The sequence below is a fragment of the Actinopolyspora biskrensis genome, from assembly GCF_013408175.1.
GTDB classification, from domain to species: domain Bacteria; phylum Actinomycetota; class Actinomycetes; order Mycobacteriales; family Pseudonocardiaceae; genus Actinopolyspora; species Actinopolyspora biskrensis.
In genome coordinates this window covers 1,055,733-1,075,824 of record NZ_JACBYW010000001.1, presented here as the reverse complement: position 1 = coordinate 1,075,824, position 20,092 = coordinate 1,055,733, and the positions used below count along the sequence as shown (strand labels likewise).

Below are 20,092 nucleotides of genomic sequence, written 5' to 3'. Positions count from 1 at the left end.
AGAGGGAAGTGCGAACGGACTGGAAAAGAGCTGGGAAAAAGCTGGACGCCGCAGCCCCTACGCGCGACGCGGTCCACTCCCCGGCAGCGGGGAGCGCGCGGTACGACGCCGGCTCCCGGACAGCTGGTTTTCCCGTTCCCCGGCGCGGGCGCAAGACTCCGAACGGGTGTGGTGGTCCAGGATGAGGCCGAAACGCGCAGCGGACCGCGAAGGAGCGTGAAGGCGGTGCACAAGGTCGGGAACCTGACCGGGCCGGGCCTGACGGACCGTTTCGGAATCGGCGGCACGGACCTCGGCGTCCTGACCACCGCCCCGGACGGGCGGCTGGTGGCGGTGCTCGGCGACACCTTCGAACGCCCGGGCGTGGGGGGACCCGGTTGGCGTTCACCGGTCGTGCTCTTCGCCGATCCGGCGTCGGTACGCACCGGGCTCACCTGGACCGGCTCCACCGGACCCCGCGACTACGCGGAGCAGGCACTGCCCTACCAGCACGACTCGATCATCCACGGAGTCCGGGTGAGCACCGTGATCCCGACCGACGTCATCACGATCGGCGGCACCGTGTACCTGCACGTGATGGTCTGCGAAGGCATCGGCAACGTGCACTGGACCGAAGTGCACCGCTCCACCGACAACGGCGCGACCTGGACGCACACCGGAACCACCTGGCCCGGTGACCACCACGACGGCCTGTTCCAGATGCTCACCTGGGCGCGGGGGGCGGACGGCTACGTCTACGCCTTCTCCACCGGATTCCAACGCGACCGGGGACTCATCCTGCAGCGCGTGCCCGCCGACCGGATAACCGAACCGGAGGCGTGGCAGGGCTGGGGTTTCCGGGACGGCGCGTGGGCGTGGGGCAACCCGCCGACCGTCGCCCTGACCGGAGCGCACGGCGAGCTGTGCCTGCGCCCCGTCGAGGACCGGTGGCTGCTGTCCTTCTTCGACGCGGGCAACTACCGCATCGACGTGCTCGAGCTCGACCACCCGACCTCGAACCTCCACGAGGCGCGCCGCACCACGCTGCTGCGCGGAACCTCCTGGGAGGACGAGAACCACGCCACCGGGCACGTGGCCCAGCTCTACGCCCCCTACCTGGTCCCCGGATCCACGCTGGACGAGCTGCACCTCGTGGTCAGCCAGTGGAACACCGAACGGAACTGGCCCTACCGGGTGATGCAGTTCGCCGGTGGCCTGCCCCGGCGGGACGCGTAACCGTCCGGCGAGGGCGTCCCGGCAGACCGGCCCGAGCGGCACTCGCCCGGTCCGGCCGAGTCGACCGGACCGGGCGGGCGCTCGCGCGGTGGGCCGGGCACTCCGACCGCACCGCACGCGCGGGAGCCGCGGACGAGGGCCCGCCACCAGGGGTGTGCTCCTGTCACACGCCCTCGTTCACCGTCTCGTCGTAGTGCTCGCCGTTGATGTCGACGTCGTCCAGCCGCAGGTTCTCGACGTGTTCCAGCTCCATCGGCGTGCCCACATCGCTGAAACCGGATTCGGAGACGGTCACGTCGCTGATCGGCGAGCGCTCGTAGCCCTTCAGGTACAGCGCGAAATCACCGCCCACGCTGTGCACGTCCGAGAGGTTGATGTCCCGCACCGCGGGGGTGTGCGCGTCCGCGTCACCCTCCTCGTACTGGAAGCTCACCCGGATGACCTCGCCCCCGATCTCGGGGACGTCGTTGCTGCGGAAGTAAACGTGCTCGACCACACCACCACGCACCGGGTTGGTCTTGACCCGCGGTGCCCGATCCAGGTTCGGACTGCTCATCGTGTTGTTCTCGGCCACCACGTCGCGCACGCCGCCGGTCATCTCGCTTCCGATGGTGCCCCCTCCGTGCCCGCTTCGCATGTGGTTGTCGTGCACCAGAACGTTCTCGCTGGGCACGTCGATGCGCTTGCCGTCGGCGTTGCGTCCGGACTTGATGGCTGTGCAGTCGTCACCGTTGTTGAACCGCGAATTCCTGATCACGACGTTCCTGCTGGGCTCGGGGACCACCCCGTCGCTGTTCGGCCCGTTCGGACTGTCCAGGTTCACGTTGTCGACGGTCACGTTCTCGGACAGCACCGGATGGATCATCCACATCGGCGAATTGGTGAGCGCACCAGGATGCTCGAGCTGTCGTAGAACTGCACGAAGTTCGGGCGCAGCTCGCTGTCCGCGCCGAAACCACGCTGCTCGACCGGAACGCCGTTCTCGGCCATCTCGAACAGCTCGTCGCGGTGCTCGGTCTCGAGCACACCACCGTGACCGTTGGACTGCTGCTTCCACGGCCACCAGTGGTCCTCGTCCGCCCGACCGTCGAGCGTGCCGGTTCCGGTCGATGGCGACGTTGGTGACGTCCTCGGCACAGATGAACGGCGAGTAGTTGTACAGCTCGACGCCCTCCCAGCGGGTGCGCACGGGAGGCAGGTAGTCCTCGCGGTCCTGGCTGAAGCGAACCGTGGCCCCTCGCCGACGTGCAGGTTGACGTCGCTGCGCAGGTGGATCGCTCCGGTGCGAAACTCGCCGCCACCTTCGACGTTCCGGTGGCACCGCACCTGCTGCCGGAACTGTCCGGTCAACTGGCGTTGTGCGTGCCGCTGGCGGGGATGGTGGAAGACATCGACCGGGCGAGCCCGGACGAGCTCGGAGCACTGGCCCGGCCCAGCGAGGTCCGGGTCGACGCACGTGGGGCCCGCGCCGACACCGCCCCCGGAAACGGGCTGGTGTTCGACCTCTCCTGCTGAGCCGCCACAGCGCGTCGTCTGCCTGGCCGGGTTCCCGCGCACGGTCGGCGGCGTCCCGGAGAGCACCCCGGCACTCCGCCTACACTGCACCGGGAGGGTGAACGTGCCGTCGCGCTGCCACACGACGACCGGCCGAGACCTGCGCGCACCAGCCGTGGTCCCGGCCGCGGGAGCGGTCGAGCACTTCGTCGCGGGGACGGAGCGGTTCCGAACGACCGGACCGCTCCCCGTCCGGAAGACCTCCCGAGGAAAACATCATCACCCGAGAAGAGGGACACGATGCCGCAGGCACACGCCGAAGTCCGAACACAACGAGCACAGCGCTACCTCAAGCAGCTCGCCTCCCACCTGGGAGAACGGTGCGAGATCACCGAGGAGACCGACAGCACCCGGATCACCCTGCCGCGGGACCGGGGAACCGGGCACTGCCTGCTGACGCCGCACGCCGAGACGCTGACCATGCACGCCGAGGCCGACACCACCGATGACCTGGCCAGCGTGCAGGACGTCATCGGCCGTCACCTGGAGCGTTTCGGCGAGCGGGACGGGCTGACCGTCGCGTGGTCGGCGGAACAGCCGCAGCAGTAACGCGATCCTCCCGAACCGGACAACACCGCGGAACCACCACATGAGCGGGACCACACCGGATCGCCCACCGGGGCCGGGCCCGACGAGCGAAAACGGCGTCCGGAGCCGTTGTTCGCGCCACCACGAGCGGGCTCAGCGCCCGGTGGGCGGTCTCCGGACCGCACCCTCGTTCTCGACGCGGACCACACCGCCGAAGCCCTTTTCGCGGAGCGTGCCGAGCAGGTGCGCCCCATCGGTACGGCCAAAGGACGAACAGCCGGCCCCGCTCAGGGCAGTTGCCGACCACGATCCGCTCATCCCGCTGATCCTGCGCTACGCCCGGCCACTCCTCCGGGCGCCGGCGGCGCGGCCCCGGCGGTGTCCGGGGCCGCGCGGCAGTCGCGTCCAGTTTATTTTTCTCGGCAGTTATATAACCAATTGGTCATCCTCAGTCCATGGCCACTGCTTTCGCCGCGCTCGCCGACCCGCACCGTCGGCAGATCCTCGACCTGCTGCGCGCTCGTGAGCGCGCGGTGAGCGAGCTGGTCGACCAGCTGGGCCTGAGCCAACCCGGGGTGTCCAAGCATCTGCGGACGCTGCGCGAAGCCGACCTGGTGACGGTGCGCCACGACGCCCAGCGGCGCTGGTACGGACTGTGCCCCGAACCGTTGACCGAGGTCGATGACTGGCTGGCGCCGTACCGTGCCTTCTGGTCCGACCGCCTCGACGCCCTGGAACGCCACCTGGAGGAGAACCCGGATTGAACGCGATTCTGCGAAGTTCATCCGGTCGAGCGGATGTGGCGGGCGGTCAGTGAGCAGGCCGAGCTCGCAAGCCTGATGCCCGCTGCCGCGGACTGGCCCCCGAGGAGGGGAGGTGTTCGAGCTGGGCGGCCAAACCGGACAGATCACCGAACTCGATCCGCCGCACGTGATCGCCTGGACCTTCGCCGATCAGGTGTTCCGGTTCGAACTGAGCACCGAGGGGGAGGGTTGTTTCCCGGTGTTCACCCACGTCTTCGACGAGACGACACCGGCAGCGCGAACCGCCGCCGACTGGGACCGCTGCTTCGCCCGCCTCGATGCCCTGCTGGCCGGTCGGACGATGAGCGAAATCGCCTCCTCGGCGGCCTGGCCGGACGTGCACGAGCGCTACGCGGCGAGCTGGGGCATCGACCCCGAGATCGGGCGGACGGCCCACGCCGAGCGCACGTCCGGCTGAGCAGCGTCACGCCTGCTCTCGGCTCTCTCGTCCGGACCCCGACCAACACGGCCACCGGTCGTCCGGCAGCGCGAGCGGCGGAGAGCTGCTCGCCCCGACCCGCTCACCCTGAGGCCACCCGCCGAGCGAGACGGCTCAGAACCGTACCGGGAACACGAACGCCGTCGGCAGCGGGAACAGGGTCCGCTCGGCACAGCGGTCACGGGTGGATTCGGCCGGCACACCCGGCAGGTGTCCCCGTCCGGGTGATCCTCATGTGTACCGGATCACCGGAGCGGGTACTCCGCGGCCGGGAACCAACCGCGCCGCCGCCGTTCGCCTGCGAGCGGCAGCGGCGCGGACGGTCGGACACGACGAATCGGTCCGAAGGGAGTATTCGGATGGCCGGTGGCACGCCAACGGCGGACGTGACGACGGAACAGGCCAACGCGATCACACAGGCCTGTGTGCAGAAAGCGCACGAGCTGGACCTGCTCATGAACATCGCCGTGGTCGATGTGGGCGGAAACCTGAAGGCGTTCACGCGCATGGACGGAGCCTGGCTGGGCAGCATCGACATAGCGATCAAGAAGGCCCGCACGGCACGTCTGTTCGACATGCCCAGCGGAGACCTCGGCCCCATGGCCCAGCCCGGCCAGCCGCTGTACCACATCGAGTTCTCCAACGGCGGACTGATCACCTTCCCCGGCGGGATCCCCCTCGCGAACGGAAACGGCCAGGTGGTGGGTGCCGTGGGCGCCAGCGGCAGCACCGTCGACAACGACCAAGCGGTCGCCCGTGCGGGCGTGTCGGCATTCGACTCGACAAGCGCACAGTGACAACGGGGACGGAGTGATCATGAAAGCTGTGGTGTACCAGGGTCCGTACGACGTGACGGTGCAGGAAGTCGCCGACCCACGACTCGAGGACCCCACGGACGTGCTGGTTCGGATCACCACGAGCGCGATCTGCGGATCGGACCTGCACATGTACGAGGGACGGACCGACGCGCAGGCCGGCATCGTCTTCGGCCACGAGAACATGGGCGTCATCCAGGAAGTCGGTTCCGCGGTGACCACCCTGCGTCAGGGCGACCGGGTGGTCCTGCCGTTCAACGTGGCCTGCGGCTTCTGCACCAACTGCCGAGCGGGCAAGAGCGCGTTCTGCCTGACCGTCAACCCACCGGGGGCGGGCGGTGCCTACGGCTACGTGGGAATGGGCCCGTACTCGGGCGGTCAGGCCGAGTACCTGCGCGTTCCCTTCGCCGACTACAACTGCGTGCCGCTGCCACCGGGCGAGGAGCACGAAAACGACTTCGCGCTGCTGGCCGACATCTTCCCCACCGGTTACCACAGCACCGTGCTGGCCGGGGTGCAGCCCGGCGAGACGGTCGCCGTCTACGGAGCCGGTCCGGTCGGGTTGATGGCGGCCTATTCGGCGCTGCTCAAGGGAGCCTCCCGGGTGTTCGTCGTCGACAAGGTCCCCAACCGCCTGCAACTGGCCTCCCGGATCGGGGCCGAGCCGATCGATTTCACACAGGGGAATCCGGCCCAGCAGATCGCCGACGCGGTGCGCGACAGCGGAACCGACCGGGGAATCGACGCGGTGGGTTACCAGGCCACCGCGGCCGAGGGCGAGGAACAACCGGCCCTCGTGCTCAACCAGCTGGTCGACACCGTCCGTCCGACCGGAACGATCGGCGTGGTCGGGCTCTACCTGCCCTCCGATCCCGGCGCTCCCAACGAGAACGCCGCAAAGGGCGAACTGCTGTTCAGGGTCGGGCGCTACTTCGAGAAGGGGCAGAAGATGGGCACCGGCCAGGCCGACGCCAAGCAGTACGCCCACCAGCTCCGCGACCTGATCACCGCCGGTCGGGCCAAGCCCAGCTTCGTCGTCTCCCAGCACCTGCCGCTGAACAGCGCTCCGGACGCGTACTCGCGCTTCGACAAGCGCGAGGAGGGGTACTCCAAGGTGCTGCTCCAGCCCGGCACATCGAGGTGACGGTGCCCCGGACCACCCCCGTTGCCCCGTGCCCGGGACAGCGGGCGGGGTGAAGGCCGTGCTCGAGGCCCGGACCGCCACGGCGGTCCGGGCCTCGAGCACGTTCGGAGGCGACGTCGTGTGTCCGTCCGCCCGCTTCGGGGAGGAGTCGCAGGGCGGACACGTGGGATCGGGTGCTCCGGGACCGCTGACGTCGTGGTGCCCGTTGAGCTCCCGGCGGGACGAGCGGCTCGACACCGGCCGGGAATCCGTGCCGGTCCCGTGAACGTTGGCGCCGGTGTGACCACACCAGTGCGCTTCTCGGTCCTGGATCGCTCGCTCGTCCGACACGGGCGCGACCCCGCGGAGTCACTGCGCCGCACCGTCCGATTCGCCGCGGAGACCGAAGCGCTCGGGTACCACCGGTTCTGGGTGGCCGAGCACCACGGCGTTCCCGGGGTGGCCGGATCGGCTCCGACCGTGCTCGCCGCGGAGATCGCCGCGGCGACCTCCCGGATCCGGGTGGGAACGGGAGGGGTGATGCTGCCGAACCACCAGCCGCTCGTGGTGGCCGAGCAGTTCGGCGTCCTCGAGTCGCTGCACCCGGACCGCATCGACCTGGGGGTGGGGCGCTCGCTCGGCTTCACCGCGGCGGTGCGCCGGGCGCTGGGTACCGACCGGGACGCCGCGGAACGGTTCGGCGCGCAGCTGGCCGAACTGCTCGGCCACTTCGCGGGAGGACCGGATTCGCCGGTGCACGCGGTTCCCTCCGGGGGACGTCGGATCCCGGTGTTCGTGCTGGCCACCGGCGCGGGCGCCGAGCACGCCGCTGAGGCGGGGCTGCCGCTGGTGATCGCCGCCCCACGCGGTGACGACGCGCTGCTGCGCTCGATCGAGCTCTACCGCCAACGGTTCCGCCCGTCGGAGTGGGCACCGCGGCCCTACGTGGTGCTGTCCCGTTCCGTCGCGGTCGCCGAAAGCACCGAACGAGCCCGCCGCCTGCTCCTGCCCGAAGCGTGGGCCGGCGCGTACTCGCGCGTGCACGGGGTCTTCCCACCACTGGAGCCGGCGGAGGACGTCCTCGCGCGGCGAATGAGCAGCCGGGAACAGGAACGGTTCGAACTCGCCATGCGCGGCCACGTGTACGGCACCGCCGAGGAGGTCGCCGACGCGCTGCACTCCCTGGTGGACACAACAGGAGCCGACGAGGTGCTGGTCACCACCAGCGGCGGCCACGACGAGGACGCCCTGCTCGACTCCTACCGGCGACTGGCCCGGCTGATCCCCGCGGAACGCTGACCCCGCACACGAGGCCGCCCCGGAACCGAGCGCCCGGACCCGGTGGGTCCGCAGCGGACACAGCCGGTCAGTCGATGCGCAACGCCTGTACGGGGCAGAGCTCCACGCCCTGTTCGGCGGCGTCCTCCTTGCCCGGGGGAACCTCTTTGCCCTGGCCGATGTCGCTGTAGCCGTACTCGTCTAGTGTGAACAGCTCCGGATCGACGATGTTGCACTGGCCGCGGGCGTCGCACAGCTCGTCGTCCACGCTGACCCTCATGAGTGCTCACCTCTCCCGCGCGGTTACCCGGTCCGACACGGACAGCCTACCGACGCATCCGCCCCGTGACCGACCGGACTCCTCGGTGCGGCAGCAGAAATCCTCCTCCGCGCGCCGGCGGAGACGCCACCGTCCGACGCTTCGAGGACCGGAATTCCCGCTCGGACCCTGCTCCCACGGAAGCACGGGGCCGACGACTTTCCGGCAGGAACCGCCCGTGCCGCACCGCACGCACGGCTCCCCGGGAAGTTGCGTCCACCTGGACGCGCGACGCGCACACCGGCTGTCAGCCGAGCGCGCGGACGGCGACGATCAGTCCGGCGGTTCCGGCCCCGGGCCACGGCGGTTCCACTCCATACGCGACCACGGACGGCTCAGCTCGTCCCGAGTGAGCACTTCCCGCGGGGCCAGGCTCTCGAGAGCGTGCGCCTCGTCGTGCCGGGCGAAGACCGAGCCGGTGTAGCGGTGCCCGGTGTCGGCCGCGATGAACAGCACGGCCCTGTTCCGATCCACCGAGCTCTCCCAGTTCGCCACGAGATACGCCGCTCCGCTGGACAGCCCCGCGAACACCGCGTGCCCGCGAAGCAGCTCGACGCTTCCGGACAGGGCCGCGTCGAACGCGGTCCAGTGGATCGTGTCGTACAGGCCGTGCACCACGTTGTCGAACCGGATGGAACTGCCTATCCCGGCGATGATGATGTCGGGGTCGGCGACGTGCTCACTCCCGAACGTGACACTGCCGAAGGGCTGCACCCCGACCAGCCGGACGTCGCTCGAACGCTGCCGCAGGTAGACCGCCAGCGCCCCCGTCGAGGCCCCGGAGCCCACCCCGCCCACCACCGTCAACCCCTCGGCACCGAGCTCGCGCACGATGTGGTCGGCGACGGTTCGGTAACCGAGGTAGTGGATGTCGTCGTGGTACTGGCGCATCCAGTGGTACTCGGGATGTCGCCACAGGATCTCGCGGACACGCCGCACCCGACGGTTCTGGTCGAGTTCGAGGCTTCCCGAGGGGGGCATCCGCTCCAACGTCGCGCCCAGCACCTCGAGCTGCACCCGCAGCGTCTCGTCCACGGTCGTCGAACCGACGATGTAGCACCCCAACCCGAAACGGTGACAAGCCAGGGCCAGCGCATAGGCGTAGATCCCGCTGGAACTGTCCAGCACGGTGTCCCCGGGACGCACACGCCCCTGTTCGAGCAGGCGTCGTACCGCGGCCAGCGCCGAGACGACCTTCATCGTCTCGAATCGAACGCAAAAGACCCGGTCGGTGAGCCGCACCAGGTCCGGGCGGCTGATCGCGTCCGCGATGTGCTCGTCCATGTTTCGCGTCCTTCCGGGACGGGATAGTTCCTGAACAGGTGGGAGAACGGGATTCCGCGCCGGTTCAGCGCGCGCACGCACTCCCGCAGTCGACCTCGGAGCCCGGGAGCGTCCGGTTCGAAAAGCAGCCCCGCGACGTTCCCGCTGTGCGCCACCTGCACACCGGCCGCGCCGACCTCCCCCGCGATCTCCTCGAGCGCGCCCAGCTCCTCCTTGGGCAGGAATCGCTGGTTGTGCCGGGCGCTCTCGGTGCTGACCCGCCCGAGCAGCGCCACGTCGGACTCGGAGACGGCCCGTCCGAGCATGCCGCGCAGCCGCTGGAACGCCCGCACGTCCGCTTCCCGCTCGGCACCGGAGCCGACGCGGAGCGTGTCCACGGTTCCGCCTCCCCCGGTCACACAACCGACCACGATCACCCCGGGCAGGGCCTTGCCGAAACGTTCGAGGACACGCCCCTGGCGCTGGGCGAACAGCAGGGCGTGGTCGTCCAGCATCAGCGGATCCGAGGCTCCCTCGGAACGCACGGCTATCGCGGCGATCGTGTTCCAGGGCAGCGACACCCCGGAACCGGCGGCAACCGCCCGGACGGTGGCGATGACGTCGCTGGTCGAAGAGCCCATGCCGAGTCCGAGTGGCACGGTGCTGGTCAGCCGGATCCTTCCTCCGCAGGAGCCCCGCCGGCCACGGCGTCGGCACTCCGCACCGGCGAGCACCGCCGCGGTGGCGGCCTTGGTTTTCGTCCGCGGGTGGACGCTCAGCTCCTCCGGATCCGTCCCGGGAACCGGGGTGAACTCGGCGTAGACGCCGGGACCGAAGACGGGAAGTGTGGTCAAACCACGGCACAACCGCCCGTCGGAGTCCCGGAAGACTCCCTGCAGGATCTCGCCGTGGTGACAGGAGCAGTACCCGAGCACCGTCCCTTGGGAGAGCGCGAGGTTCATGAGTCGACTTTCGGGAGGCGATACCGGTACACGGCCGTGGAATCGGCGCTGAACTGCGAGAACGGGAACGGCTCGGCCAACAGCGCGGTCACCCCGCCGCCGAGGAAGGCCCGGGCGATGTTGCTCCCCGTCTGGGCGTAGACCACCAACGGCAGTTCCCGGCGGCGGCAGTGCGCGACGATTCCGTCGAACGTCCCGTTGCCCAGGGTCATTCCCGTGGCGACCACGGCCTCTGCCGCGTGCAGCACCTCGCCGGTGGTGTCGGCGACCGGATCGCCCCACCGCGTGCTGCTGGTGTTGAAGTCGCAGGGCAGACATCTTCCGCCACGTTCACGGATGGCGGCCACCAGGGGGTCGACCACCCCGATCAAGGCGACGTTCGCACCGGGGGCGATCTCCAACAGCCCGGCGATGGCCGCGTCCCGTGCCTCGGCCCGGCTCTCGGGAGAGCCCGCAGGAAGCACGGCCCGCTCGGCCCCGGCACTCGGGCCGTGCGGTTCGAGCACGCCGAGGTAGGCGTCCAGAGCAGCGATCCGCAGCGGCAACGGCGCGTGGCGCAGCAGCAGGTCCAGCGTCACCCCCGAGCACCGTTCGCAGATTCCCGGGTCCAGTTCGGCGGGCTCGAAGGCGCACGCTCCGAAGACCGCTCCGACCCGGACCAGCACGTACTGGTTGCGGTAAGTCACCTCCCCTCCGGCCAGTCGGGTGCCGTGGTGAACCCAGAACACGCTGGTGGCGCTCAGCGATTCGGGCGCGGGGCCCCACTTCCCGGAAAGGGCCCCGCTCATCAGGGCCTCGACGTCCTCGTCCGCACGGATCATGTTCACTCCAGGAAATTCCGGATTCCGCCACCACAGCACCGCTCGAGAGCGCGCTCTCCCACCGTCGGAAGAACTCGGTGCGCGGAATCCTCACAACGACGACACGACGATTCGAAAGATCGTGTCGGATGACAAAGTCACGAGAGCCGGTACAGCCTCACCGCTGTGCTGCCCGGTGCATCAGTTCTCGACCGAACGCAGGTATTCGGCGAGTCTCTCCGCTGCCTCCACATTGCGCGGACCACTCACGGCGGCTCCGTAGTCGAGGACGTGGAAGCGGTCGTTGCGCACCGCCGGGGTCGAGGACAGCGGCGGGAACGACTTGAGGAACTCGATTTTCTCGTCCACCGGCTTGTCCCCGTAGTCGACGACGGTGATCACCTCGGGGTTGGCGTCGACCACCTTCTCCCAGCCCACGGTCGTCCAGCGCTTCTCGAGCCCGGACAGGACGTTGCGCCCTCCGGCCAGGGACACGATCGCGTTGGGGGCGGCCTGGTTACCGGAGGTGAACGGCTTGTCCGTTCCCGAGTCGTAGACGAACACGCTCGTGAGGTCCTCGGGCCGCTGCTCGCGCAGCTTCGCCGCACGTTCCTTCAGGTCCCGCACCACCTCCCGCGCGCGCTGTTCGACGCGGAAGATCTTCCCGATGTCGATCAGGTCGATGTACAGCGCCTCCAGCGGGGGAACGCTGACCGGGTCGCTGCCGTAGTTGAAGCAGCTCTCGGTGTGCTGGTAACTGCGTATTCCGAACCGCTCCAGCTTCCGCGGGGTGATCCCCCGACCTTCGCTGAAACCGGAGTTCCACCCCGCCAGCACCCAGTCGGCCTTCGCCGACAGCACCACTTCGAGGCTGAGCACGTCGGTGCTGAGAGTTTCCACCGACTCGTAGTCCTCCTTCCACGGGGATCTGGCCACCGAGCGGTCGGCGGTGCTCGGCATGACGATGCCGCGCATCCGGTCGGCCAGCCCGAGCGCGAACATCTTCTCGGTACTGCTCATGTCGTAGGCCACGGCACGTCTCGGCACCGGGTACTCGATCTCCTCGCCGCAGTTCTCGACGGTCACCGTGCCGTTCTCCCGCGAGGTGGAGTCGACCTCGGCCCCGCAAGCCGTGGTCAGCAGGCACGCGACCAGGCCCGCGGCGAACAGGGGGGTGCTCCGGTTCAAAGGTGTTTTCCTTCCGTGCTTTCCGGATCGAGCGTGTAGTGCAGCTGGACGACTCCGGTCCCAGGATGTGTCCCGACGGACGGAGTCACCCCGAAAACCCGGCGCACGGCACTCGGGGTGAGCACTTCGGACGGTTCTCCCGCCTCGACCACCGAACCGCCGTGGAAAACGGCGATGCGATCGCAGCACGCCGCCGCCAGGTTGAGGTCGTGCAGCGCCACGAGCACCGTTAGGCCGCACCCGCGCAGGTAGCTCAGCAGCTCCACCTGGTGCCGCACGTCGAGGTGGTTGGTGGGCTCGTCGAGCACGAGAACGCTCGGCTGCTGGACCAGGGCCCGCGCGATCATCACGCGCTGGCGCTCCCCGCCGGACAGCGAGAGCAGGCCGCGCTCGGCCAGGTGGGCCGTGTCGGTTCGACGCATGGCGGCACGGCACAGCGCTTCCACCGACTCCCCCGTGTCCCGGGACTCGCGCGGATGCGGAAAACGCCCCATCGCCACCGCCTCGAACACGGTGAAGTCGAGATCGGCGCCGTTGTCCTGGGTGACCGCGGCTATCATGCGGGCGCTTTCCCGCAACGGGAGAGCGGTCAGGTCCGTGTCGTCGAGCCACACCCTGCCCGAACTCGGTCGAACCGCCCGGTAGAGGCACCGCAGCGCGGTGGACTTGCCGCTGCCGTTCGGGCCGATCAGGCCGAGAACCTCACCGCTGTACGCCTGGAGCGTGAGGTCGTGCACCAGTGCCCTGCCTGCCTTGCGGACCGAGATCTCCTCGAGCGTCACACGCATGTCAGTGGCCTCCGAACAGGTAACCGTTCCGGCGCAGCAGCACGACGAACACCGGAACACCGATCAACGCGGTGACCACGCCCAGCGGCAGCTCGCGCGGTGCGAACAACGTCCGGGACAGCAGGTCCACCCAGACCAGCAGGACCGCCCCGGCAGGCGGGGCTACGGCGAGCACGCGACGGTGCCCCGGCCCGGCCACGATGCGCGCGAGGTGCGGCATGACCAGCCCGACGAAGCCGACGGCGCCGCTGACCGCCACCAGCGCGCCGGTTACCAGCGCGGTCAACGCGAACAGGTTCCTGCGCAGCGCTGTCGCGTCCACGCCGAGACTCGCCGCCGCCTCGTCCCCGAGGGACAGCACGTCCATGCGGGCACTGCTGCGCTGGAGCACGACCATCGCCACCACCACCGAGAGCGTCGCCAGCGGCAGCGATCCCCAAGTCGCTCCGCCCAGGCTGCCCATCAGCCAGAACAGCACGGAACGGGCGGTTTCCCCGCGGGGAGCGAAGAACACGATCACGCTCATCAGGGCCTGGAACGCGTAGGCCAGCGCCACTCCCACCAGCACCAGCCGCAGCGGTGTGAGTCCCGCCGCGGTGCGGGCGGCCAGGTACACCAGCACGGAGGCCCCCAACGCGGTCAGGAAGGACGCCGTCGACAGGGCGTAGACCCCCAGCCCGACGAACAGTCCCAGGGAGGAGACGGCGCTGGCCCCCACCGAGGCTCCGGAGGAGATCCCCAGGATGAACGGGTCGGCCAGTGGATTGCGCACCAGCGCCTGCACCGCGACACCGATGACGCTCAGCCCGGCTCCGACCACCGCTGCCAGCAGCACGCGGGGCGCGCGTACCTGCCAGACGATCGAGTACTCGGCCACCTCGGTGGAATCGATCGTGCCTCCCGTCAGCGCGGCCCCCAGGTACCGGACGGTGTCCCCGATCGGAACGGCCGTCGGGCCCAGCGCGATCCCGAGCAGCAGCGACAGGAGCAGCACCGGGATCAGTGTCGACACCACCGGTGTCAGCCCCGGTCTCGTCCGCACGCCGGTCGACGTGGAACGAGGTCTCGAGCGAAGCACGCACCGTCCTCCTCGAAAAGCATCACTTGTCCGGGTGATCAAAAGACCCCACCCGAACGCACTGCGTCACACCTTGATACTAATAATGAAAATCATTTTCGTCTACACCTCCCAGCGCGAGACCGTGATCACACCTCGTCGGGGCACCCCGCCCCGCTTCGTCCAACCGGGACACCGGGGTCCCGCGGCCGACAGGGGTCATGTTTTTGAAAATGATTATCGTAAGCTTTAAGTGCCTCCAGGCACGGTCCGGAACGAACAGGCACCGCACAGCACGATCGGAGTCACCATGACCACGACCGCGGAACCGAACACGTCCCCCTCGCCCCCGCCGCGGAAATCCGTGCTGCTCGACAGCGGTTTCCTGCGCCTCTGGGTCGGTTCCACGGCCTCCGGGATGGCCACGTGGGCCCTCCCCTTCGTCCTCGGTCTCGCGGTGCTGCGGACGACGCTGACCCCCGCCGAGATCGGGCTGCTGCTCGCGACGCGCACCGCGGGGTTCCTGGTGGCCGTTCCACTGGGTGGCGTGTGGACCGACCGGCACTCCGCGCGCGGCGTCGTCCTCGTCTCCGGAGCGCTGGCCGCGGCGGCGACACCGGTGATCGCGGTGGGCATGGGCGAGTCCACGCTCCTCACCGCCTGCGCCGCCGCCGTGGTCGGAATCGGCCAGGGCACCACGCGCCCGGCCTACCAGGCGTTGACCGCCGAAGTGGTCGACGAGGCCCGACGCCAGCAGGCCAACGCCGCGCGGACGCTCTCCGTACGCGTGAGCACGCTGGTGGCCCCAGGTGGCACCGCGTTGCTGGCCACAGTGCTCAGTGTGCGGTGGCTGCTGCTGATCACCGCCTCGCTCTGGCTGGTGTCCGCGCTCGCTCCCCCCAGGGGCGCACTCCCCGTCCACGACGGGGAGCACTCCCCCGGCGTCGTCGGCGGATTCGTCGACGGACTGCGCGAAGCCCGCCGCCACCCGTGGTTCCCGGCCGGGCTGGCCGCGCTGAGCACCGTGATCACCTTCGGCTACTCGACGACCAGCGTCATTCTGCCCATGATCAGCCGGGACCGCTACGGAACCGAGTTCGTGCTCGCGGGAGCGCTGACCGCCTACACCGCGGGAGCCCTTCTCGGGGCGGTGATCATCGCTCGCTGGCGCCCGGGTTCCCAGGGGTGGGCGGCCCTGGGCGCGCTGGCCTGCTACGGCTTCGCCCCGCTTACCCTGCTTCTCCCCGTCCCGGCCGCCGTGGTGTTCGCGGGGTACGCGATGGCCGGAGTCGGCATCGAACTGTTCAACGTCCCCTGGTTCACGGCCACCCAGCGCGAGGTCGACCCCCGACTGCTGGGCCGGGTGTCCTCACTGGACTTCCTCGTCTCGTACGGGCTCGCTCCGCTCGGCCTGGCACTGATCGGTCCGGCGGTCGACCTCCTCGGAACCACCTGGGTGCTCGGCACCAGCGCGCTGCTGTGCTGCGCGGTTCCCGCGCTGGTCACCACGGCACCGGGAACCCGGCACTTCTCCCGAAGCCACGCGCGAACCGCCTAGCTCGAGTCCCGCACCGTTCACACCGGCGCGCCGCGCGAGGCCCCTGGTGGGCCGGCACTCGGCGGTGCAGGCCCACGTCACCGAGCGGAGGCGTCGTGACTTCGCCGCCTCCGTGGCGGAACTCGGTGCGGTCCGGCTGTCCAACGAGCCCCCGGTCATCGTGACCAGCGCCGAACACGCCCACCAGACAGCACCTGGCCACCACCGACTCGAACCGCACCTGGGTCAGCGGCACCGCTGAACCGGTTCGGCCCGTTCCGGCACGCGGAGTGCCGGCTGTCGACGCAGGGAAGAACGCGAGTCAGGAGGGCAGCTGGCTGATCGCCGCCAGCTTGGCGTGCTGCACGTGCACGCGCACGATCGCCGCGACCATGGAGGCATCGCCCGCCGCGCAGTGGGCGACCAGCTGGTGGTGTTCGTTGCGGGCTTCCTCGTCGCGCTGCCCGGTGGCGGCGAGATTGATGTAGCGCTCGCACGTGTGCCAGAGCATCCGCACGTGCCGTTGCACGGTTCCGTCGCCGAGGCCGGCGAACATGGCGAAGTGGAACGCGCGATGTGCCCGGAGCTTCTCGGCACGGTCCTCGTCGGGATCGAGAGCATCGAGCCGGTCGAGTTCGGTCCTCATGGCCTCGGCGACACCGAGGTGGTCGTTGCGCACCGCCCGTTCCGCGGCCATGACCTCGAGGGTCTCCAGCAGCCGGAAGCAGTCCTCGAGCTCCTGCTGGTGCAGGGGGCTGACCACGGCTCCCCGGTGCGGATACATCTCGACCAGCCCCTCGGCGACCAGCTCACGAAAGGCCTCCCGGAGCGGCACCCGACTGACGTCCAGCTCGTTGACGAGCGTGTCCACCCGCAACCGGGTGCCGGGTGGGTAGTTGCCGAGCACGATGCGCCGGCGGATCTGATCGGCGACGACGTCGGTCCGTGTCTCGGCCGCACCTTCTTCGGCTCGGCTCACCTGCGGTCCCTCCTGTCGGTTCTCACCGACCCAGCTTGCCACCGCAGGCTCCCGAGACCACCGTCCCTGCTACCGGCCCGCGGGCCGCATGTCCGGCACCACGACGTCGCCACCGCGCACGACCGGCTCGTCGTCGGGGTGGAGATCACGGTCCCGCACGGAGACGTCGAAGTGGCACGGGACGTCGCTCGGGCCGCCTGATCGGACGGGGCGAGGAACGCCGCGCGGCTGGTCGATTGGGGATCCCGGCCGGCCCCGGAGAGCAGTGGGCTGCGCCCGCAGGAGAGGACGTGGTGCCGCGGTCCGTTCGCGTGCACGTGTTCGCTCGTGCCAACGGTTTCCGTCACAGTTGTGCCTCCGCTCCGGGGAGCCCGTCCAGGGGCGGTCCGATGTAGCTCTCCGCGAAGTTCCGCGCGTATGCGGGCGAGTTCCGCAACTGCCACAACCGGGACTGCTGCAGCTTCTGCCGGAAAGCCGCGTCCGGCGAGTCGGACGGGTAGTAGGTGTGCATCATGTGCAGCAACGCGTGACTGAATTCCTGGGCCTTCCAGACGTCCGGAACCCGTCGCTGCGAATACCGGTCCAGCTCGGCCTCGTCACCGGATCGCAGGTGCCGCACGACGGTGTCGGCGAATTCGGCCGCGTCCGCGATGGCGAGATTCATCCCCTTGCCCCCGGAGGGCGTGATGATGTGCGCGGCGTCCCCGAGCAGGAAGACCCGGCCGTACCGCATCGGCTCGACGACCCGGCTTTCCATCTCCAGGATGTTCTTGCTGAAGATCTCGCCCTCGTTCAGGGTCCATCCAGGTTTGGCCAGCCTGGTTCTCAGCTCCGTCCAGATGCGCTCGTCCGGCCAGTCCTCGATCGTGTCGCCGAACGGGACCTGCAGGTGGAAGCGGGTCACGGTGTCCGAACGCAGCAGATGACCGGCGAAGCCGTTCTCGTGCTGGGCGTAGACCGTGTGCTCCGCGGAGGGCTCGGCGTGGGCGAGCAGGGTCAGCCAGCGGAACTCGTGCCGCATGGTGTACTCGGTGATCGCCTCGGCGGGAACGCCGTGCTTGCTGACACCGTGCTGACCGTCGGCGCCCGCGGCGTAGTCCGCCCGGAACACCGCGCCGTCCACGCACTCGACCACGACGTGACCGTATTCCTCGCGCACCGATCCCACCGTGGTGGCGCAGCGCACGGTCCCGCCCGCGGCCTCGTAGGCGTCGAGCAGGTCGGTGACGATCTCCTGCTGCGGGTAACCCAGTGCGGTGTCCCACCGTGGTGCGCGGAGTAATCGGTGAAGAAGCTCGTCCCCGCGGAACGGAACTCGCAGCCACGGTGCACGGCACCTTCCGCGTAGAGCCGGGAGGCCAGACCGTTCCTGTCGAGCAGTTCGACCGTGCGGCGCTCGAGCAGCCCGGCCCGCGAGCGGCCCACGATCTGCTCGCGGGTGCAGCGGTCGAGCACGACCGTGTCGACTCCCCGCGCGTGCAGCAGGTTCGCCACCGTCAGCCCGGCCGGTCCCGCCCCGAGGATCACCACCGTGGTGTCAGTGTTCGACACGACGCACCTCCTCGTCGAGTGCCGCGCCACCGCCCGGGATCCGCGGGGCGGTTCCGGTGGCGCGGAGCGGTTCACGTGCCGTCGCGGTCGTCGCGATGACCACGGGCAGGCCGAGCGCGCGCTGGACCGGTTCCACGGGTGACGGCGCCGAGTTCCCGTTCGACGCGCTCGTGCGCACCGGAGCCCCGGCCATCAGCGTGACGAGGCACGCGTACCCGATGACGTCCGTGCCCGCGTCGGCGAGTTCACCGGGGCACCGGTCGCCCTCGCCGACCATCGCGTGCAGCGACTCCGCGTCGACGTTGTGCGGTGCCGCGCTGCTGGAGTGGCACGCGCGGTCCTCGTGTCCCAGCAGCGCCGGGACCTCCGTTTCCATGGTGATGTTCGAGCTCGGCACGATGAGCCCGATCCGCTGCGTCGTCATGCTGCTCCGTGGAGGTAGGTGAGCGCGTCGCCGAGCTCGACGACGTCGCCGTACTCGGCCTGGATGTCGAGACCGGCCCGGTGCGGTTCCGCGGCGCGGTCCCCCAACGCAGTCGGAGACCACCAGGGCCGGGTAGCCGTACTGCGCCGCGTGCACCACGCTCGCCCGGACGCAACCGCTCTCGCCGCGCGTTTCTCCGGGAGCGGTTCGTCGGCGCTCCCGTCGAGGCGGGAATCCGGTTCGACCAGCGTGGTCCCGCGCCGCAGGCCCCCGGAGCCCGGTGCTTTGCGCAGCCACGCGGTGGTTTCCCCTCCCTCGGAGAGGATCGTGGTGAACAGGATCGGCACCCCCGTCGCACGGACGACCCGCAACAGCCGGGCCGTGGCGGCGACTTCGCCGTCCAAGTCCACGCCGATCCGGCTCGCCGGGTCGACGACCCCGGAAGTGAAGTCCACGAACAGCACCGCCGGCCCGGTGCCACGGAGCACGGGCTCACCGATTCCCGCGCGTCGACAACGTTCAGCGACGTCGGCGTGCTCGGTGGCTGCGCCCACGGACGCCCCTCCTCGTTACTGTCCCGTTGCGCCGCAAACCAGATTAAATTTAATGAAAAAAAGCTGTCAACGCTTCCAGTACTGACTGTTTAAAGCCAGTTTTCCATATCGACAGCCAGCGCATCACGGTGCTCGTAATTAAACATTCCGGACAACTCGCTAAGTGAGATACCGCTGTGACGGGTGCCGAGCAGGCCCGCACCCCACCACCGCCTACGGGCTCCACGGGTGCCGCACACTGTGGACGGCGTTGTGCCTCGGCAGGCTGCTCGCCTGAGCCGATCGCTCGCTCACCGGTCCCGTGGTCACGTGGGTGATCGACAACGACGTCGCCTTCACGCGGTCGGCGACCGAACCACACGCGCTCGGAGGGCTGATCGGCAGCCTGTTCCTCGCCGGATACGTGCTCACCCGGTTACCCAGCGGCCTGCGCGAGCTGCTCGGGCGCGAGCGGGGCGTGAACCGCTGGGACGTCCGCCCGGTGCGCTGCTGCCCGGCACCGGGCTCTTCCGCAACACCGTGCAGCCGATGTCGCAGGCACTCACCGCCGACCTCGTGCCGGAACAACAGCACGCCACGGCATTCGGCGGCATGGGGAACACGATCGGCGAGATCGGCGCACTCACCGACCCGGTGATCAGCGGTACCGTGCGTGACGCGACCGGATCCTGGGCACCGGCGGTGCACCTCAGCGCTTCGCGGGAGTCCCCGGGGCCGGATCACGCGGGAGAGCGCTCCGCGAGCACTTCCCGGCATGAAACCGCGCTCGAGCACCGCTCCGGCGCTTCCTCGTGTGCTCCACCACTCGCCGGGTGCCTGATCACCGGTCCTGCCCTCGAGAAGCGGCTACGGTCGGCGGGGGGTGGCGACGCTCGTCGAGGCCACCCGATCCGAACAGCGCGGGTTCCGCGAGCA

At 69.7% G+C, this 20,092-nt stretch carries 21 protein-coding genes and 2 pseudogenes; 10 read left to right on the top strand and 13 right to left on the bottom strand.

What is annotated here, in order from left to right; genetic code table 11:
* Window positions 1–216 precede the first annotated feature (216 nt).
* Entirely contained in the window at window positions 217–1,215 is a 999-nt protein-coding gene (locus FHR84_RS04665; RefSeq protein ID WP_425489846.1) for a glycoside hydrolase family 183 protein, read from the top strand.
* 163 nt (window positions 1,216–1,378) lie between these two features.
* On the opposite strand, the gene FHR84_RS21950 is transcribed toward FHR84_RS04665, so the two are convergent.
* Together FHR84_RS21950 and FHR84_RS21945 are read right to left on the bottom strand one after the other, a co-directional pair.
* A complete protein-coding gene (locus FHR84_RS21950) occupies window positions 1,379–2,086 on the bottom strand; it encodes a glycoside hydrolase family 28 protein (RefSeq protein ID WP_218861956.1) in 708 nt (235 codons plus the stop codon).
* Entirely contained in the window at window positions 2,077–2,352 is a 276-nt protein-coding gene (locus FHR84_RS21945; RefSeq protein WP_218861955.1) for a hypothetical protein, read from the bottom strand. The genes FHR84_RS21950 and FHR84_RS21945 overlap by 10 nt, the downstream gene beginning before the upstream one ends.
* Window positions 2,353–2,499: 147 nt before the next feature.
* On the opposite strand from FHR84_RS21945, the pseudogene FHR84_RS04655 reads away from it, so the two are divergent.
* The 7 genes and pseudogenes from FHR84_RS04655 to FHR84_RS04625 all read left to right on the top strand — a co-directional run.
* Window positions 2,500–2,730, top strand: a pseudogene (locus FHR84_RS04655) (mandelate racemase/muconate lactonizing enzyme family protein); the annotation flags it as partial.
* 279 nt (window positions 2,731–3,009) lie between these two features.
* Entirely contained in the window at window positions 3,010–3,318 is a 309-nt protein-coding gene (locus tag FHR84_RS04650; RefSeq protein ID WP_179534145.1) for a DUF2218 domain-containing protein, read from the top strand.
* 434 nt (window positions 3,319–3,752) lie between these two features.
* Window positions 3,753–4,061 (top strand): ArsR/SmtB family transcription factor, encoded by a 309-nt coding sequence (locus FHR84_RS04645; protein WP_179534144.1) that lies wholly within the window; start codon window positions 3,753–3,755, stop codon window positions 4,059–4,061.
* A gap of 112 nt (window positions 4,062–4,173) precedes the next feature.
* The gene (locus FHR84_RS04640) at window positions 4,174–4,518 is read left to right on the top strand and encodes an SRPBCC family protein (RefSeq protein ID WP_179534143.1); all 345 of its coding nucleotides are present in this window, start codon (window positions 4,174–4,176) and stop codon (window positions 4,516–4,518) included.
* Window positions 4,519–4,898: 380 nt separating this feature from the next.
* Window positions 4,899–5,336 (top strand): GlcG/HbpS family heme-binding protein, encoded by a 438-nt coding sequence (locus FHR84_RS04635; protein ID WP_179534142.1) that lies wholly within the window; start codon window positions 4,899–4,901, stop codon window positions 5,334–5,336.
* A gap of 19 nt (window positions 5,337–5,355) precedes the next feature.
* Complete coding sequence (locus tag FHR84_RS04630) at window positions 5,356–6,498, top strand: glutathione-independent formaldehyde dehydrogenase (protein WP_179534141.1); 1,143 nt, start codon at window positions 5,356–5,358, stop codon at window positions 6,496–6,498.
* Window positions 6,499–6,777: 279 nt separating this feature from the next.
* On the top strand, window positions 6,778–7,776 hold the full coding sequence (locus FHR84_RS04625) for an LLM class flavin-dependent oxidoreductase (protein ID WP_343075146.1): 999 nt from the start codon (window positions 6,778–6,780) through the stop codon (window positions 7,774–7,776).
* A gap of 67 nt (window positions 7,777–7,843) precedes the next feature.
* Here FHR84_RS04625 and FHR84_RS04620 read toward each other — a convergent pair whose 3' ends face one another.
* The 7 genes from FHR84_RS04620 to FHR84_RS04590 all read right to left on the bottom strand — a co-directional run bounded on the left by FHR84_RS04620 (window position 7,844) and on the right by FHR84_RS04590 (window position 14,117).
* Window positions 7,844–8,035 (bottom strand): ferredoxin, encoded by a 192-nt coding sequence (locus FHR84_RS04620; RefSeq protein ID WP_179534140.1) that lies wholly within the window; start codon window positions 8,033–8,035, stop codon window positions 7,844–7,846.
* A 312-nt stretch (window positions 8,036–8,347) separates the two neighbouring features.
* Complete coding sequence (locus FHR84_RS04615) at window positions 8,348–9,358, bottom strand: pyridoxal-phosphate dependent enzyme (protein WP_179534139.1); 1,011 nt, start codon at window positions 9,356–9,358, stop codon at window positions 8,348–8,350.
* The gene (locus tag FHR84_RS04610) at window positions 9,271–10,299 is read right to left on the bottom strand and encodes a GHMP family kinase ATP-binding protein (RefSeq protein ID WP_179534138.1); all 1,029 of its coding nucleotides are present in this window, start codon (window positions 10,297–10,299) and stop codon (window positions 9,271–9,273) included. Before FHR84_RS04610 ends, FHR84_RS04615 begins: the two co-directional genes overlap by 88 nt.
* On the bottom strand, window positions 10,296–11,120 hold the full coding sequence (locus FHR84_RS04605) for a Rossmann-like domain-containing protein (RefSeq protein WP_179534137.1): 825 nt from the start codon (window positions 11,118–11,120) through the stop codon (window positions 10,296–10,298). Before FHR84_RS04605 ends, FHR84_RS04610 begins: the two co-directional genes overlap by 4 nt.
* Before the next feature lie 180 nt (window positions 11,121–11,300).
* The gene (locus FHR84_RS04600; protein ID WP_179534136.1) at window positions 11,301–12,287 is read right to left on the bottom strand and encodes an ABC transporter substrate-binding protein; all 987 of its coding nucleotides are present in this window, start codon (window positions 12,285–12,287) and stop codon (window positions 11,301–11,303) included.
* Window positions 12,284–13,075, bottom strand: coding sequence for an ABC transporter ATP-binding protein (locus tag FHR84_RS04595; protein WP_179534135.1), 792 nt, complete (start codon window positions 13,073–13,075; stop codon window positions 12,284–12,286). The genes FHR84_RS04600 and FHR84_RS04595 overlap by 4 nt, the downstream gene beginning before the upstream one ends.
* 1 nt (window position 13,076) lies before the next feature.
* Window positions 13,077–14,117: a FecCD family ABC transporter permease gene (locus FHR84_RS04590; RefSeq protein ID WP_425489845.1), complete on the bottom strand. Its 1,041-nt coding sequence runs from the start codon at window positions 14,115–14,117 to the stop codon at window positions 13,077–13,079.
* A gap of 325 nt (window positions 14,118–14,442) precedes the next feature.
* Between FHR84_RS04590 and FHR84_RS04585 the strand changes: the two genes are divergently transcribed.
* Entirely contained in the window at window positions 14,443–15,690 is a 1,248-nt protein-coding gene (locus FHR84_RS04585) for an MFS transporter (protein ID WP_179534134.1), read from the top strand.
* A gap of 46 nt (window positions 15,691–15,736) precedes the next feature.
* On the top strand, window positions 15,737–15,931 hold the full coding sequence (locus FHR84_RS04580) for a hypothetical protein (RefSeq protein ID WP_179534133.1): 195 nt from the start codon (window positions 15,737–15,739) through the stop codon (window positions 15,929–15,931).
* Between the two features lie 60 nt (window positions 15,932–15,991).
* Here the strand turns inward: FHR84_RS04580 and FHR84_RS22235 are convergent, their stop codons facing one another.
* From FHR84_RS22235 to FHR84_RS04560, 4 genes and pseudogenes are all read right to left on the bottom strand, one after another.
* Complete coding sequence (locus FHR84_RS22235; protein ID WP_179534132.1) at window positions 15,992–16,648, bottom strand: GntR family transcriptional regulator; 657 nt, start codon at window positions 16,646–16,648, stop codon at window positions 15,992–15,994.
* A 343-nt stretch (window positions 16,649–16,991) separates the two neighbouring features.
* Window positions 16,992–18,142: pseudogene (locus FHR84_RS04570) on the bottom strand (4-hydroxybenzoate 3-monooxygenase).
* Between the two features lie 43 nt (window positions 18,143–18,185).
* The gene (locus FHR84_RS04565; protein ID WP_179534131.1) at window positions 18,186–18,623 is read right to left on the bottom strand and encodes a hypothetical protein; all 438 of its coding nucleotides are present in this window, start codon (window positions 18,621–18,623) and stop codon (window positions 18,186–18,188) included.
* Entirely contained in the window at window positions 18,620–19,177 is a 558-nt protein-coding gene (locus tag FHR84_RS04560; protein WP_179534130.1) for a cysteine hydrolase family protein, read from the bottom strand. The genes FHR84_RS04565 and FHR84_RS04560 overlap by 4 nt, the downstream gene beginning before the upstream one ends.
* Window positions 19,178–20,092 lie beyond the last annotated feature (915 nt).

What these genes read in the sequence shown, in the direction of transcription:
- FHR84_RS21950 (WP_218861956.1), bottom strand. Translation starts at nt 2,086, where the DNA reads ATGTGGATGATCCATCCGGTGCTGTCCGAGAACGTGACCGTCGACAAC.
- FHR84_RS04650 (WP_179534145.1), top strand. Translation starts at nt 3,010, where the DNA reads ATGCCGCAGGCACACGCCGAAGTCCGAACACAACGAGCACAGCGCTAC.
- FHR84_RS04645 (WP_179534144.1), top strand. Translation starts at nt 3,753, where the DNA reads ATGGCCACTGCTTTCGCCGCGCTCGCCGACCCGCACCGTCGGCAGATC.
- FHR84_RS04635 (WP_179534142.1), top strand. Translation starts at nt 4,899, where the DNA reads ATGGCCGGTGGCACGCCAACGGCGGACGTGACGACGGAACAGGCCAAC.
- FHR84_RS04630 (WP_179534141.1), top strand. Translation starts at nt 5,356, where the DNA reads ATGAAAGCTGTGGTGTACCAGGGTCCGTACGACGTGACGGTGCAGGAA.
- FHR84_RS04620 (WP_179534140.1), bottom strand. Translation starts at nt 8,035, where the DNA reads ATGAGGGTCAGCGTGGACGACGAGCTGTGCGACGCCCGCGGCCAGTGC.
- FHR84_RS04615 (WP_179534139.1), bottom strand. Translation starts at nt 9,358, where the DNA reads ATGGACGAGCACATCGCGGACGCGATCAGCCGCCCGGACCTGGTGCGG.
- FHR84_RS04610 (WP_179534138.1), bottom strand. Translation starts at nt 10,299, where the DNA reads ATGAACCTCGCGCTCTCCCAAGGGACGGTGCTCGGGTACTGCTCCTGT.
- FHR84_RS04605 (WP_179534137.1), bottom strand. Translation starts at nt 11,120, where the DNA reads ATGATCCGTGCGGACGAGGACGTCGAGGCCCTGATGAGCGGGGCCCTT.
- FHR84_RS04595 (WP_179534135.1), bottom strand. Translation starts at nt 13,075, where the DNA reads ATGCGTGTGACGCTCGAGGAGATCTCGGTCCGCAAGGCAGGCAGGGCA.
- FHR84_RS04585 (WP_179534134.1), top strand. Translation starts at nt 14,443, where the DNA reads ATGACCACGACCGCGGAACCGAACACGTCCCCCTCGCCCCCGCCGCGG.
- FHR84_RS04565 (WP_179534131.1), bottom strand. Translation starts at nt 18,623, where the DNA reads ATGACGACGCAGCGGATCGGGCTCATCGTGCCGAGCTCGAACATCACC.